General features: G+C 73.0%; 11 protein-coding genes and 1 pseudogene. 11 read left to right on the forward strand and 1 reads right to left on the reverse strand.

Features of this window, described 5'->3' with window-relative positions; all coding sequences use genetic code 11:
* Nucleotides 1–80 precede the first annotated feature (80 nt).
* Complete coding sequence (locus tag ACFC1R_RS31680) at nt 81–740, forward strand: trimeric intracellular cation channel family protein (RefSeq protein ID WP_375944518.1); 660 nt, start codon at nt 81–83, stop codon at nt 738–740.
* Here ACFC1R_RS31680 and ACFC1R_RS31685 read toward each other — a convergent pair.
* Nucleotides 676–1,497, reverse strand: coding sequence for an IclR family transcriptional regulator (locus ACFC1R_RS31685; RefSeq protein WP_375944519.1), 822 nt, complete (start codon nt 1,495–1,497; stop codon nt 676–678). The two genes, ACFC1R_RS31680 and ACFC1R_RS31685, sit on opposite strands and share 65 nt — an antisense overlap.
* Before the next feature lie 133 nt (nt 1,498–1,630).
* Between ACFC1R_RS31685 and ACFC1R_RS31690 the strand changes: the two genes are divergently transcribed.
* From ACFC1R_RS31690 to ACFC1R_RS31735, 10 genes and pseudogenes are all read left to right on the forward strand, one after another.
* A complete protein-coding gene (locus tag ACFC1R_RS31690; protein ID WP_375944520.1) occupies nt 1,631–2,815 on the forward strand; it encodes a cysteine desulfurase family protein in 1,185 nt (394 codons plus the stop codon).
* A gap of 246 nt (nt 2,816–3,061) precedes the next feature.
* Nucleotides 3,062–4,201 (forward strand): tRNA 2-thiouridine(34) synthase MnmA, encoded by a 1,140-nt coding sequence (gene mnmA / locus ACFC1R_RS31695; protein WP_375944522.1) that lies wholly within the window; start codon nt 3,062–3,064, stop codon nt 4,199–4,201.
* 76 nt (nt 4,202–4,277) lie between these two features.
* Entirely contained in the window at nt 4,278–4,802 is a 525-nt protein-coding gene (locus ACFC1R_RS31700; protein WP_375944559.1) for a TIGR00730 family Rossman fold protein, read from the forward strand.
* Between the two features lie 112 nt (nt 4,803–4,914).
* The gene (locus tag ACFC1R_RS31705; protein WP_375944524.1) at nt 4,915–5,604 is read left to right on the forward strand and encodes an SDR family oxidoreductase; all 690 of its coding nucleotides are present in this window, start codon (nt 4,915–4,917) and stop codon (nt 5,602–5,604) included.
* A 344-nt stretch (nt 5,605–5,948) separates the two neighbouring features.
* Nucleotides 5,949–6,959, forward strand: a complete 1,011-nt coding sequence (locus tag ACFC1R_RS31710; RefSeq protein ID WP_375944526.1) for a methionine synthase — start codon at nt 5,949–5,951, stop codon at nt 6,957–6,959.
* Nucleotides 6,960–6,990: 31 nt separating this feature from the next.
* A complete protein-coding gene (gene ligA / locus ACFC1R_RS31715) occupies nt 6,991–9,228 on the forward strand; it encodes an NAD-dependent DNA ligase LigA (protein WP_375944561.1) in 2,238 nt (745 codons plus the stop codon).
* 383 nt (nt 9,229–9,611) lie between these two features.
* Nucleotides 9,612–11,392, forward strand: a pseudogene (locus tag ACFC1R_RS31720) (putative bifunctional diguanylate cyclase/phosphodiesterase); the annotation flags it as partial.
* A gap of 101 nt (nt 11,393–11,493) precedes the next feature.
* Nucleotides 11,494–11,790, forward strand: coding sequence for an Asp-tRNA(Asn)/Glu-tRNA(Gln) amidotransferase subunit GatC (gene gatC, locus ACFC1R_RS31725; protein ID WP_045302923.1), 297 nt, complete (start codon nt 11,494–11,496; stop codon nt 11,788–11,790).
* Between the two features lie 5 nt (nt 11,791–11,795).
* Nucleotides 11,796–13,289: an Asp-tRNA(Asn)/Glu-tRNA(Gln) amidotransferase subunit GatA gene (gatA, locus tag ACFC1R_RS31730; protein ID WP_375944528.1), complete on the forward strand. Its 1,494-nt coding sequence runs from the start codon at nt 11,796–11,798 to the stop codon at nt 13,287–13,289.
* Nucleotides 13,286–13,525 (forward strand): hypothetical protein, encoded by a 240-nt coding sequence (locus ACFC1R_RS31735; protein ID WP_375944530.1) that lies wholly within the window; start codon nt 13,286–13,288, stop codon nt 13,523–13,525. The genes gatA and ACFC1R_RS31735 overlap by 4 nt, the downstream gene beginning before the upstream one ends.
* Nucleotides 13,526–13,549: the final 24 nt, after the last annotated feature.

Consider the following 13,549-nt stretch of genomic DNA (forward strand, 5'->3'; position numbering starts at 1 on the left):
GCCCCGCGCCCGCGGGCCGTGGCCGCGGGGCTCCGCCCGGCCGGGACGCGCCGGGGTCGCGGCGTGGGTAAGAATTGACGGTGACCTCGCAGCTCTTCCCGCCCGACGTCCAGCAGGCGCTGGACCTGATCGGCATCTTCGTCTTCGCCCTGTCCGGCGGCCTGCTGGCCGTCCGCAAGAACATGGACATCTTCGGCATCTGTGTGCTCGCCGAGGCGACCGCACTCGGCGGCGGGGTGATGCGCGACCTGGTGATCGGGGCCACACCGGTGGTCGCGTTCACCAACCTGGGGTACTTCGTGACCCCGCTGGCGGCCGGCCTGGTGGTGTTCTTCCTGCACCCCGAGGTGGAGCGGATCAACCGCAGCGTGCAGACCCTGGACGCGCTCGGGCTCGGGCTGTTCTGCGTCACCGGCACCGCCAAGGCGCACGACTACGGACTCGGCTCGGTCGCCGCGGTGGCCCTGGGCATGCTCACCGCCGCCGGCGGCGGCGTGATCCGCGACGTACTGGCCAGCGAGATGCCCTCGCTGCTGCGCTGGGACCGGGAGATCTACGCCGTGCCCGCGCTGGTCGGCGCCGGGATGGTCGCCGTCCTGATCGGGATGGGCCGGCTGAGCACCCTCACCGCCTCGGCCGCCGCGCTGACCGCCTTCGTCCTGCGGATGCTCGCGCTCAAGTACGGCTGGCGCGCACCGCGGGCCTGGCACCGCAACGGTTCTCGCACCAGCGAGGAGTAGGCGAGCCGCCGTACGCCAGCGAGATCGCCTCGACCGTGCAGAGCAGTTCGGGCAGTAACCGGCTCAGCTCGCCGATCGGGGCCAGCCGGACGGGCGCCGAGATGGAACAGGCCGCGATCGCCTTGCCGTCCGTGCCGACGATCGGCGCGGCCAGGCAGTTGACCGTCTCCTGGTACTCGGCCCGGTCCACCGCCCACCCCTGGTGCCGGACCGAGGCCAGTTCGGTGCGGAACTCCTCGGCGGAGCGGATGCTGTGCCGGGTGCGGGCGGGGAAGTCCTGTTCCTCCAGGAAACCCGCCAGCTGATCCTCCGACAGATCCGCCAGCAGCACCTTTCCGACCGCCGTCGCCACCGCGGGCACCCGGCGGCCGATCCGCCCGGCCGGGTCGGGCCAGGAACCCGGCCGCCCGGGGTGGCGGCTCTCCACCTCGTCCAGGTAGAGCACCTCGCCCTCCGCCAGCACCGCCAGCTGCACGGTGTGCCCGTACCGCTCGTTGAGCGAGGCCAGGTACGGGGCCGCGACCTGGCGGACGTCGATACCGTCCAGCGCCTGCTGGGCCAGGGCGAACAGCCGCCCGCCGAGCCGGTAGCGGTGGTCGGCCTGCCGGTGCACCAGGCCGTGTTCCTGCAGGGTGCGCAGCAGCCGCAGCGCCGTCGACTTGTGGACGCCGATCCGGGCCGCCGCCTGCTCCAGCGAGGCCGGGCCCTCCCCGAGCGAGGCAAGGATCGTCAGCGCCCGGTCCACTGTCTGCGACATACCGTCCACCCCTCCGTGCCCCAGCAGTGGGCAGGAGGCTAACGGCGCGTCGCAGGGCGTGCAATGGCCAAATCGTGACCCGTGCGCGGGCGTCGGGATCAGGGCGCGGGGATGCCCCTACACTGGACCCGCTATGCCATATCTCGACCATGCAGCCACCACCCCGATGCTGCCCGAGGCGATCGAAGCCATGGGCGCGCACCTCGGGGTCGTCGGCAATGCGTCCTCGTTGCACGCCGCCGGCCGCCGGGCCAGGCGGGTGGTGGAGGAGTCCCGGGAGTCGCTGGCCCTGTCACTGGGCGCGCGGCCGAGCGAGATCGTGCTCACCGGCGGCGGTACCGAATCGGACAACCTCGCCGTCAAGGGCCTGTACTGGGCCCGCAGGGACGCCGATCCGGCGCGGCGCCGGGTGCTGTGCAGCCCGGTCGAGCACCACGCGGTGCTGGACGCGGTGCACTGGCTCTCCGAGCACGAGGGCGCACTGGTCGAGTACCTGCCCGTCGACGCGTACGGCCGGGTGCACCCCGAGGCGCTGCGCGAGGCCGTGGAACGCGACCCGGCCACGGTGGCGCTGATCACCGTGATGTGGGCCAACAACGAGGTCGGCACCATCCAGCCGATCACCGAACTCGTCGCCGTCGCACGCGAGTTCGGCATCCCGATGCACGCCGACGCGGTGCAGGTGCTGGGTCAGGTCCCGGTCTCCTTCGCGGAGTCGGGGCTGGATGCGCTGACGGTCACCGGGCACAAGGTCGGCGGGCCGTACGGGGTCGGCGCCCTGCTGCTGTCCCGCAGCGCAACTCCCGTGCCGCTGCTGCACGGTGGCGGTCAGGAGCGCGACGTGCGGTCCGGCACGCTGGACGTCCCCGCCGCCGCCGGGTTCGCCGCCGCGGCGGCCCTCGCGGTCGAACGGCGGGCCGGGCACGCGGAGTCGGTCGCGGGCCTGCGGGACGAACTGGTCGCCGGGGTCCTGGCCGCCGTACCGGATGCCGTGCTCAACGGAGACCCCGACGCGGCGGGGCGGTTGGCCGCCAACGCGCACTTCTCCTTCCCCGGCTGCGAGGGCGATGCGCTGCTGATGCTGCTGGACGCCCAGGGGATCGAGTGCTCCACCGGCTCCGCCTGCTCGGCCGGGGTGCCGCAGCCCAGCCACGTCCTGCTCGCGATGGGCGCGGACCCGCTGCTGGCCAGGGCCTCGCTGCGGTTCTCGCTCGGCCACACCTCGACCCGCGCCGACGTCACGGCTCTGCTCGACGCGATCGAGCCCGCCGTCCGCCGCGCCCGCAACGCGGGGCTGGCAGCGGCCGCCCGCCGCTGACCCCCGAAGCCGGGAGCGCGGGGAACCGCGCGAAGCGGCCGGCCCCTGCGGTCGGCCGGTCCGGGGTGGGCCGCTCGCAGCCCGAGCGGCCTCCGGCGGGGTGGTGCAACGTGCTCCCGGCGGTTGGTGCGGCGCCGTACTCCCGTCCCGCGCGGTTCCCCGCGCCGCTCACCGCTCGCCCGGGTGCCTCGCGGTTCGTTCCCGGGCCGCTGAGGAGTTGCCGCGAGCACGTAGGCTGGGTGCATCATGACTGAGTTCCCTGGCGCCCCCACTGGTCCCAACGACGGCCGTCGACTGCGTGTGCTGGCCGCGATGTCCGGCGGGGTGGACTCCGCCGTAGCCGCTGCCCGAGCCGCCGAGGCGGGTCACGAGGTGACCGGGGTGCACCTGGCGCTCTCCTCGAACCCGCAGTCCTTCCGGACCGGCGCCCGCGGCTGCTGCACCATCGAGGACTCCCGGGACGCCCGCCGGGCGGCCGACGTGATCGGCATCCCGTTCTACGTCTGGGACCTCGCCGAGCGCTTCCGCGAGGACGTGATCGACGACTTCGTCGCCGAGTACGCCGCCGGCCGTACCCCGAACCCCTGCCTGCGCTGCAACGAGAAGATCAAGTTCGCCGCGCTGCTGGACAAGGCGATCGCCCTGGGCTTCGACGCGGTCTGCACGGGGCACTACGCCAGGGTCGTCGATCTCCCGTCCGGTGAGCGGGAGTTGCACCGCGCGGTGGACATGGCCAAGGACCAGTCGTACGTCCTCGGCGTGCTCGACGCCGACCAGCTCGCCCACTCGCTCTTCCCGCTCGGCGACACGACCAAGGACGTGATCCGCGAGGAGGCCGAGCGACGCGGTCTGGCCGTGGCCAAGAAGCCGGACAGCCACGACATCTGCTTCATCGCGGACGGCGACACCCAGGGCTTCCTGGCCCGGCACCTCGGCACCGCCAAGGGCGACATCCTGGACGCCGACGGCACCAAGCTCGGCGAGCACGACGGCGCGTACGGCTTCACCATCGGCCAGCGCAAGGGCCTGCGGATCGGCCGCCCGGCCGCCGACGGCAAGCCCCGCTACGTCCTGGACATCTCGCCGGTGAACAACACCGTCACGGTCGGCCCGGCCGAGGGGCTGGACGTGCTCGCGCTCACCGCGATCAAGCCGCGCTGGTGCGGCGCCGAGCCGGTCGGCGAAAACGAGTACACCGCGCAGCTGCGCGCCCACGGCGAGGAGGTCCCGGTGACGGCCTCGCTGGCCGACGGCGAACTGCGGGTGCGCCTCGCCGCCCCGGCCCGGGGCATCGCCCCCGGCCAGGCGGTGGTGCTCTACGACGGCACCCGGGTGGTCGGCTCGGCCACCATCGCCACCACCGAGCGGCGCCCGGTCGGCGCGTGACCCGGCAGGTCCGTCCCGGACGCGGGCAGGTCCCCCGTGCCTCGGGGAACCGCGAGGTGGTAGACCTGTGAGCACTATGAACATCACCGTCTTCTGTTCCGCGTACTCCCTCGACGAGCGTTACACCGCCCCGGCCGCCGAGTTCGCCCGGCTGCTCGGGGAGCACGGCCACACCCTGGTCTGGGGCGGCTCGCACGCCGGGCTGATGGGGCTGCTCGCCGACGGCGTCAAGGAGGCCGGCGGCCGACTGGTCGGGATCTCGGTCCAGTTGCTCGCGCACAAGACGTACGAGGGTGCCGACGAGCTGGTGATGACGCGCGATCTCGCCGAGCGCAAGGCCCAGTTGCTGGAGCGGGCGGACGCCGTGGTGGTGCTGGTCGGCGGACTCGGCACGCTGGACGAGGTGACCGAGGTGCTGGAGCTGAAGAAGCACGCCCTGCACGACAAGCCGGTCGTGGTGCTCGACACCGAGGGCTTCTACCAGGGCCTGCGCACCCAGCTGGAGCGGATGGACGCCGAGGGCTTCCTGCCCCGCCCGCTCGCCGACCTGATCACCTTCGCCGCAGACCCGGCCGAGGCCCTGGCCCACCTCGAAGCCTGATCGGGCGGCCGGCCCAGCCCGGCCCCTGCGAGGGCCACACCTTCTCGAAGGTCCAGTCCGTCGAAGGACCCCGCCCCGCCGGGGTCCGCCCCCACCTCCAAGGAGCCCTGCCATGGGTGCACACCTGATCACCGGCGCCGGGTCCGGCATCGGCGCGTCCGTCGCCACCAGACTCGCCGAACGCGGCGAGCAGCTCTGGCTGCTGGCCCGCGACGCCCGGCGCGCCGCCGAGCTGCGCGAGCGCTTCCCCGGGGCCCGCACGCTGGTCGGCGACCTGGGCGAACCGGCCAAGCTGTCCTGGGCCTTCGGGCACCAGGAGCTGCCGGTCGAACTGGACTCGCTGCTGCACATCGCCGGCGTGGTCCAGCTCGGCGAGATCGGCGAACTGCCGGTCAAGGCCTGGCAGGAGCAGCTGAACGTCAACCTGGTCGCCCCCGCCGAGCTGACCCGGCTGCTGCTGCCGTCGCTGCGGCTCGTCAAGGGCCACGTGGTGTTCGTCAACTCCGGTGCCGGACTCAACGCGCATGCCACCTGGGGCGCGTACGCGGCGAGCAAGCACGGTCTGCGCGCGCTCGCCGACTCGCTGCGGCAGGAGGAGCACGGCCACGGCGTCCGGGTCACCTCGGTCTACCCGGGGCGGACCGCGACCGCGATGCAGGTCCAGGTGCACCAGCAGGAGGGCAGGGACTACGACCCGTCCCGCTGGATCGACCCCGAGTCGGTGGCGACCGCCGTCCTGACCGCCGTCGACCTGCCCCGCGACGCGGAGATCACCGACCTCACCGTCCGCCCGGGCCGCTGAACCGAACCCTCACGGCACACCCGATCCTCAGCGCACACCCGACCCCCAGGACACACCCGACCCGCCGGGCGCAACAAGCCTTTCGGGCACACCGAACCCGTCGGGGCAGCCGGGTGAGCCCCCGGGGGCGAGGGGGACCGCGCGCCGCGGAAGGCTGGGTCGCCGGTTCGGCCCGGCGGGCCGGTCGCCCCCGGGAGCCCCGGTGGGGTCGGGTGCCCCGTTCCTCGGCGGACGCGTACGGGCGGTGCCGTCCGTTCCGCGCGGTTCCCCGCCCCCCTGACCGGCTTCCCGCTTCCCGACCGCCCTGGAGGGGCTCCGGCCGGGCAGGGCCTAGGCTCGACCCCGTGAGTAGCGACTTTCCCTTCCCCGAGCTGACCGGCGCCGCGACGGGCGTCGGGTCGATGCCGGGCACCGACGCCCGTGAGGCCGCCAAGACCGCCGTCGGTGCGCTGGAGCACCTGCCCCACCTGCCGGAGCTGCCGGCGCGCGGGCCCGGCGCCGACATGATCGGCCGCAGTGCCGGTCTGCTGGTCGAGCTGTTCGCGCAGGTGGAGCCGAGCGGGTGGCGGTTCGCCGACCGGCCGGGGCGGGACACCCGGCGGGCGCACTCCTGGCTCGGCGAGGACCTGGACGCCCTGGAGGAGTTCACCCAGGGGTACCGGGGTGCGCTGAAGCTGCAGGCGGTCGGCCCGTGGACGCTGGCCGCCGCCGTGGAACTCAAGCACGGCGAGAAGGCACTCGCCGACCCGGGTGCCTGCCGGGACATCACCGGGTCGCTCACCGAGGGCCTGCGCCGCCACCTGGCGGAGGTCCGCAAGCGGGTGCCGGGCGCGCAGCTCGTGCTGCAGCTGGACGAGCCCTCGCTGCCCGCGGTGCTGGCCGGTGCGGTGAAGACCGCCAGCGGCTTCCAGCGGCTGCGGGCGGTGGACCGCCAGGTCGCCGAGGAGCAACTGCGCGACCTCGTCCGGGCCGTGGACGTGCCGGTCGTGGTGCACAGCTGCGCCCCGCAGGTGCCGCTCCCGCTGCTGCGCCGAGCCGGGGTGGCCGGAGTCTCGCTCGACTTCTCGCTGCTGACGGAGCGTGAGGACGAGGACCTGGGCGAGGCGGTGGAGGCGGGCACGGTGATCCTCGCCGGTGTGGTGCCCTCCACTGACGAGGGATTGTCGGACCCGGCCGGTAGTGTCCAGGGTGTCAGGAGGTTGTGGCGCAGGCTCGGGTTCGCTCCGGAGCTGCTGGGCCGCCGGGTGCTGGTGACACCGACCTGCGGGCTGGCGGGGGCGAGCCCCTCGTACGCGCGCCGGGCGCTGTCACTGAGTGTGAAGGCGGCGCAGAGCCTGGTGGACAACCCGGAGTGAGACGGTAGTTGAGACGTAGGAGGGCGGCGTGGTGGCTGCTGTCGAGGGCTGGGAAGACGTGCCGGTACAGGTGCGCAAGCGGCACGCCGAGCTCGCGGTCGAGGTCGAGGAGCACCGCGTCCGGTACTACGAGCAGGACGCTCCGACGGTCAGCGACGCCGAGTTCGACGCGCTGATGCGCGAGTTGGAGGCGGTCGAGGCCGAGCACCCGGTGCTGGTCACCCCCGACTCGCCCACCCAGAAGGTCGGCGGTGCGCCCACCGAGGGTTTCGCGAAGGTCGAGCACCGCGAGCGGCTGCTCAGCCTGGACAACGCGATGGACGACGAGGAGCTGTCGGCCTGGGCCGAGCGCGTCGCCCGCGAGCTGGACGGCCTGGAGTACCACTACCTGTGCGAGCTCAAGGTGGACGGCCTGGCGGTCAACCTCACCTACGAGCACGGCCGGCTGGTCCAGGCCGCCACCCGCGGCACCGGGCGGGTCGGCGAGGACATCACCGCCAACGTCCGCACCATCAAGGAGATCCCGCACCAGCTCAAGGGCGACAACGTCCCCGAGCTGGTGGAGATCCGCGGCGAGGTCTACCTGCCCACCGAGGCGTTCGAGGAGCTGAACGCCTCGCTCGCCGCCGAGAACGAGCGCCGCCGCGCGGAGAACGAGCAGCGGGCCGCGGAGGGCAGGCGCCCGCAGGCGCTGGTCAAGCTCTTCGCCAACCCCCGCAACGCCGCCGCCGGTTCGCTCCGCCAGAAGGACCCGCTGGTCACCGCCTCCCGTCCGCTGCACATGGTGGTGCACGGCATCGGCGCCCGGGTCGGCTTCGACATCGACTGCCAGTCGCACGCCTACCGGCTGCTGCACGACTGGGGCCTGCCCACCGCCCGGCACAACCGGGTCGTCGCCACGCTCGACGAGGTGCGGGCGTTCATCAGGCAGTACGGCGAGCGGCGCCACTCGGTCGAGCACGAGATCGACGGCGTCGTCGTCAAGGTGGACGAGATCGCCCTGCAGGGCCGGCTCGGCGCCACCTCCAAGTCGCCGCGCTGGGCGATCGCCTGGAAGTACCCGCCGGAGGAGGTCACCGCCAAGCTGGCGCGGATCCAGGTCGGCATCGGCCGCACCGGCCGGGCCACCCCGTTCGCCGTGCTGGCCGAGCCGGTGAAGGTGGCCGGCTCGATGGTCCAGTACGCCACGCTGCACAACCAGCAGGTGGTCAAGGCCAAGGGCGTGCTGCTCGGCGACACCGTGGTGCTGCGCAAGGCGGGGGACGTCATCCCCGAGATCCTCGGCCCGGTGGAGGACTTGCGGGACGGCACCGAGGAGGAGTTCGTGATGCCCTCGCACTGCCACGAGTGCGGCACCGAGCTGCGCCCGATGTCCGAGGGCGACATCGACCTGCGCTGCCCCAACGCCCGGTCCTGCCCGGCCCAGATCCGCGAGCGGATCGCCTACCTCGGCGGCCGCGAGTCGCTGGACGTCGAGGGCCTGGGCTATGTCGCCGCCACCGCGCTCACCCAGCCGCTGGAGCCCGCGGAGCCACCGGTCCGGAACGAGGGGGACATCTTCGGCCTGACCGAGGACCAGCTGCTCCCGATCAAGGTGAAGGTGCGCGACCAGAAGTCCGGTATGCCCAAGCTGGACGACCAGACGGGCGAGGAGAAGGTGGTGACCTTCTTCGCCAATCTCAGGGGCGACGCGAAGAAGACCACCAGGCTGCTCCTGGAGAACCTCGACAAGGCCAGGGAGCAGCCGCTCTGGCGCTACGTCAACGGCCTGTCGATCCGCCATGTCGGCCCGGTCGCCGCCCAGGCGCTGGCCCGCGAGTTCCGCGACCTGGACCGGATCTTCGCCGCCTCCGAGGAGGAGCTGGCCGCCGCCGAGGGCGTGGGCCCGGTCATCGCCCGCTCCATCAAGGAGTGGTACGAGGAGGAGTGGCACCGGGAGATCCTGGAGAAGTGGCGGGCCGCCGGGGTGCGGTTCACCGAGGAGGCGGCCGAGGACGAGGGGCCGCGTCCGCTGGAGGGCCTGACCGTGGTGGTGACGGGCACCCTCGCGGGCCACACCAGGGACGGCGCCAAGGAGGCGCTGACCTCGCGCGGTGCGAAGGTGACAGGGTCTGTTTCGAAGAAGACCGATTTTGTGGTGGCCGGTGACAATCCGGGATCCAAGTACGACAAGGCGGTCCAGCTCGGCCTCGCGGTGCTGGACGATGCCGGCTTCGCCGTCCTGCTCGACCAGGGCCCGGAGGCCGCCCGCGCCCACCTGGGGCTCTGACCTCCCGGCCGGGCGTTTCGGAGGGCCGGTCCCCGTTACCGTCCTGATGCCGCGACGCCCGGGTTCCTGCTCGGGAAAGAGGGCATTCTGTCACTGAGCGGCATTCATGACGGGTGGCGCGCTCAGGGATGTCCGAAAGTCCGCCCTCTCGGCGTACGCCGGAATACCCTGGTGCGCAACAGAGTGTCAGCAGGGGTTGGCGGCACCGGCCTTACCGGCCGGTTCCGTAGGGGACGCCCCGTCACTGGCGCCCACCGGCACCAGCAGGTGCCGCACCGAAAGGCGGCCTGACGGGGCGGGCCCGACGGAGGACAGGGCATATGGATCGTACGACCGGCGGTGCGCCCACACGCCCGCCGCAGGGGGTGGCAGGTGCGGTCCTGCTGCTCGGCGTGCTGCTGGCCGGCGCCGCGCCGCTCATACCGCTGGCCGTCCTGGTCTACCGGTACGAGCCCGAGCTGCTGCCGCTCTTCGCGGTGCCGCTGGCCGTACTGGTCGCCGCCTGGCGGATGGCGCGGGACCGCGCCCGGGACCAGCTGACCGACCCGCTCACCGATCTCCCGAACCGCCATGCCCTGCTGCTGGCGGCGCAGGAGGCGATCGCCGAGCACGACGGCGAGGAGGACTACAGCGTCGGGCTGATCCTGCTCGACCTGGACCGCTTCCGATCGCTCAACGACGCGTTGGGTCACACGGCCGGTGACCGGTTACTGGTGCACATCGCCCGCCGACTGCACCGGGCGCTGCGCACCGGCACCCACCACCCCGGCCGGGAGGACCCGGAGGACGTCTTCTCCAGCCTGCCGCCGACCATGCAGAAAGGCGGCCGGCCGGTGGTGGCCCGGCTCGGCGGCGACGAGTTCGCCGTCCTGCTGCCGGGCGTCGGCCGGCCCGAGACCCTGGAACGGGTCGCGAAGGCGCTGATCGCCGAACTCGCCGCGCCGATCAGGCTGGACGGCCTGCTGCTGGTCCTGGAGGCCAGCGCCGGGGTCTGCGTCTACCCCGAGCACGCCCAGGACGCCGAGGCCCTGCTGCGCCGGGCCGACGTGGCGATGGGCCACGCCCAGCACCGGCGCAGCGGCGTCGAGCAGTACGACGAGGCCCGCGACATCGACACGCCGTACCGGATCGGTCTGCTGGGCGACCTGCGCCGGGCGCTGGAGACCGGCGAGGTGCTGCTGCACTACCAGCCGAAGGTGGCGTTCGACGGCCGGGTGGTCGGCCTGGAGGCCCTGCTGCGCTGGGAGCGTCCCGGGCAGGGCAAGGTCCCGCCGGACGAGTTCATCGGACTGGCCGAGTCCAGCGGCCTGATGCCCCGGCTGACCGACTACGTCCTGGAGGCGGCCGTCGGCCAGCTCGCCGCCTGGCGGGCCCAGGGGCTCCAGGTCCAGGTCGCCGTCAACGTCTCACCGCGCGACGTGCTCAACCCGGGCTTCGCCGGCCGGGTCGCCGACCACCTCGACCGGCACCAGGTCCCCGCGCACGCGCTCCAGCTGGAGATCACCGAGCGGCTGCTGCTGGACGACTCCCGGCTGGCCGCCGACACCCTCGCCGAGCTGCGCCGGTACGGCGTCGGCATGTCGCTGGACGACTTCGGCACCGGGCACTCCTCGCTGGTGCGGCTGCGCAGCCTGCCGGTCGGCGAGCTGAAGATCGACCGCTCGTTCGTCTCCCGGATGGTCGCGGACCACCACGACGCGGCGGTGGTCCGCTGCTCGGTCGAGCTGGCGCACTCGCTCGGGCTGACCGTGGTCGCCGAGGGCGTCGAGGACGACGAGACCTGGGAGCGGCTGCACAGCCTGGGCGTGGACGCGGTGCAGGGCTGGCTGGTGTCCGCCGCGCTGCCCGCCGACCAGGCCACCGCCTGGCTGATGGTGCACCGCACCCAGGCCGCCGCGCCGGTCGAGCTGGTGGCCGCACCGCCGGTGCCCAAGCCGCGCCCGGCACTCGGCCAGGCCGTCCCGATCGTCGTCCAGCCGGAGTGACGCCCCGGGCGGGGGCGGACCGCCCGGTGGCGCGGTGGACGTTCGCCCGGCCGTGCACCGCCGGGCGGTTCGATCGCGCGGCTCCCGTGCCGCCGGGGCGCGGTACGGGCGGCCCGCGCAGGGAGCGCCGGGCGCCGTCCGGGTTCTGCCGCAGCCGGTGCCTACCGGGTACCCAATAGGATGTGCCTAGACCAAGAGGACGGGTGTGCCCCAAGAGCCCCCGCCCGGGTCGGGCACCCGGTGTCCGGCCCAATCCAGAACTCACCTTGAGGATCGCTGCATGCCTGGCATCACGCGCGAGGAGGTTGCCCACCTCGCTCGGCTGTCGCGTCTTGAGTTGCAGGCCGAAGAGCTGGACCACTTCGCCGAGCAGCTCGACGTGATCATCGGCGCGGTCGCCCGCGTTTCCGAGGTCGCCGGACAGGACGTCCCGCCGACCTCCCACCCGCTTCCGCTGACCAACGTCATGCGGGCGGACGAGGTGCGGCCGTCGCTCACCCCGGACCAGGCGCTCTCCGGCGCCCCGGCCGCCGAGGAGCAGCGTTTCCGAGTGCCGCAGATCCTCGGGGAGGACTGACCGAGATGACCGATCTCATCCGCTACACCGCTGCCGAGACCGCCTCCGCCATCGCCACGGGCGAGGTGAGCGCGGCCGAGGTGACCCAGGCCCACCTGGACCGCATCGACGCCGTCGACAAGAAGGTCAACGCCTTCCTGCACGTCGACACCGAGGGTGCGCTGGCCGCCGCCCGCGCGGTGGACGCCAAGCGCGCCAAGGGCGAGGAGCTGGGCCCGCTGGCCGGCGTCCCGCTGGCGCTGAAGGACGTCTTCACCACCGAGGGCGTCCCGACCACCTGCGGCTCCAAGATCCTCGAAGGCTGGATCCCGCCGTACGACGCCACGCTGACCTCGCGTCTGAAGGACGCCGGCGTGGTCATCCTCGGCAAGACCAACATGGACGAGTTCGCGATGGGCTCCTCCACCGAGAACTCGGCGTACGGCGCGACCGGCAACCCGTGGGACCTCTCCCGGATCCCCGGTGGCTCCGGCGGCGGCTCGGCCGCCGCGCTGGCCGCCTTCGAGGCTCCGCTGGCCATCGGCACCGACACCGGCGGGTCGATCCGCCAGCCCGGCGCCGTCACCGGCACCGTCGGGGTGAAGCCGACCTACGGCTCGGTCTCCCGCTACGGTCTGGTCGCCTTCTCCTCCTCGCTGGACCAGGGCGGCCCGTGCGCCCGTACCGTCCTCGACGCGGCCCTGCTGCACGAGGCGATCGCCGGCTACGACCCGATGGACTCCACCTCGATCAACGCGCCGGTCCCGGCCGTGGTCGAGGCCGCCAAGCTGCGCGACGTGCGCGGCATGCGGATCGGCGTGGTGAAGGAGTTCGCCGGCGAGGGCTACCAGGCCGGCGTGATGCAGCGGTTCAACGAGAGCGTCGAGCTGCTGCGCGAGCTGGGTGCCGAGGTGGTCGAGGTCTCCTGCCCGTCCTTCACCCTCGCACTGCCCGCCTACTACCTGATCGCGCCGAGCGAGGCCTCCTCCAACCTGGCCCGCTTCGACGCCATGCGCTACGGCCTGCGGGTCGGCGACGACGGCACCCGCAGCGCCGAGGACGTCACCGCGCTGACCCGTGAGGCGGGCTTCGGCCCCGAGGTCAAGCGCCGCATCATCCTGGGCACCTACGCGCTCTCCTCGGGCTACTACGACGCGTACTACGGCTCGGCCCAGAAGGTCCGCACCCTGATCTCGCGCGACTTCGACGCGGCGTTCGCCGGGGTGGACGTCCTGATCTCGCCGACCACGCCGACCACCGCCTTCCCGATCGGCGAGCGCGCCGACGACCCGATGGCGATGTACCTGGCAGACCTGTGCACCATCCCCTCGAACCTCGCGGGCAACGCGGCCATGTCGCTGCCCTGCGGTCTGGCTCCGGAGGACAACCTCCCGGTCGGCCTGCAGATCATCGCCCCCGCGATGGCGGACGACCGCCTCTACCGGGTGGGCGGCGCCGTCGAGGCCGCACTCAACGACAAGTGGGGACACCCCCTGCTGGAGGAGGCACCGGCACTGTGAGCACCGTGGCAAAGGCAAAGGGCTTCAAGCACAGCAAGCCCGGCCTGTGGCTGTCCATCGGCACCAGCGCCTTCGGCGCGGTCTCGATCGTCAAGGACGTCAAGAAGGCCCGCCTGGAGCAGGACACCCTCAAGCTGATCAACGCCGTGGTCGGCGCCGTGGCCCTGGTCACCGGCACCGCCCTGCTGCTGCGCGAGCTCAAGCAGCTCGGCGACGACGACGTCCTCCTGGGCTGACGGCCCGTACCGCCAAGACTTTTA

It is taken from the genome of Kitasatospora sp. NPDC056138 (assembly GCF_042264695.1).
GTDB lineage: Bacteria > Actinomycetota > Actinomycetes > Streptomycetales > Streptomycetaceae > Kitasatospora.

Bases quoted from the DNA above. Each gene is read 5' to 3' on its own strand.
- gatC (WP_045302923.1), top strand. From the start codon at position 11,494: ATGCCTGGCATCACGCGCGAGGAGGTTGCCCACCTCGCTCGGCTGTCG.
- ACFC1R_RS31685 (WP_375944519.1), bottom strand. From the start codon at position 1,497: ATGTCGCAGACAGTGGACCGGGCGCTGACGATCCTTGCCTCGCTCGGG.
- ACFC1R_RS31690 (WP_375944520.1), top strand. From the start codon at position 1,631: ATGCCATATCTCGACCATGCAGCCACCACCCCGATGCTGCCCGAGGCG.
- gatA (WP_375944528.1), top strand. From the start codon at position 11,796: ATGACCGATCTCATCCGCTACACCGCTGCCGAGACCGCCTCCGCCATC.
- ACFC1R_RS31700 (WP_375944559.1), top strand. From the start codon at position 4,278: ATGAACATCACCGTCTTCTGTTCCGCGTACTCCCTCGACGAGCGTTAC.
- ACFC1R_RS31705 (WP_375944524.1), top strand. From the start codon at position 4,915: ATGGGTGCACACCTGATCACCGGCGCCGGGTCCGGCATCGGCGCGTCC.
- mnmA (WP_375944522.1), top strand. From the start codon at position 3,062: ATGACTGAGTTCCCTGGCGCCCCCACTGGTCCCAACGACGGCCGTCGA.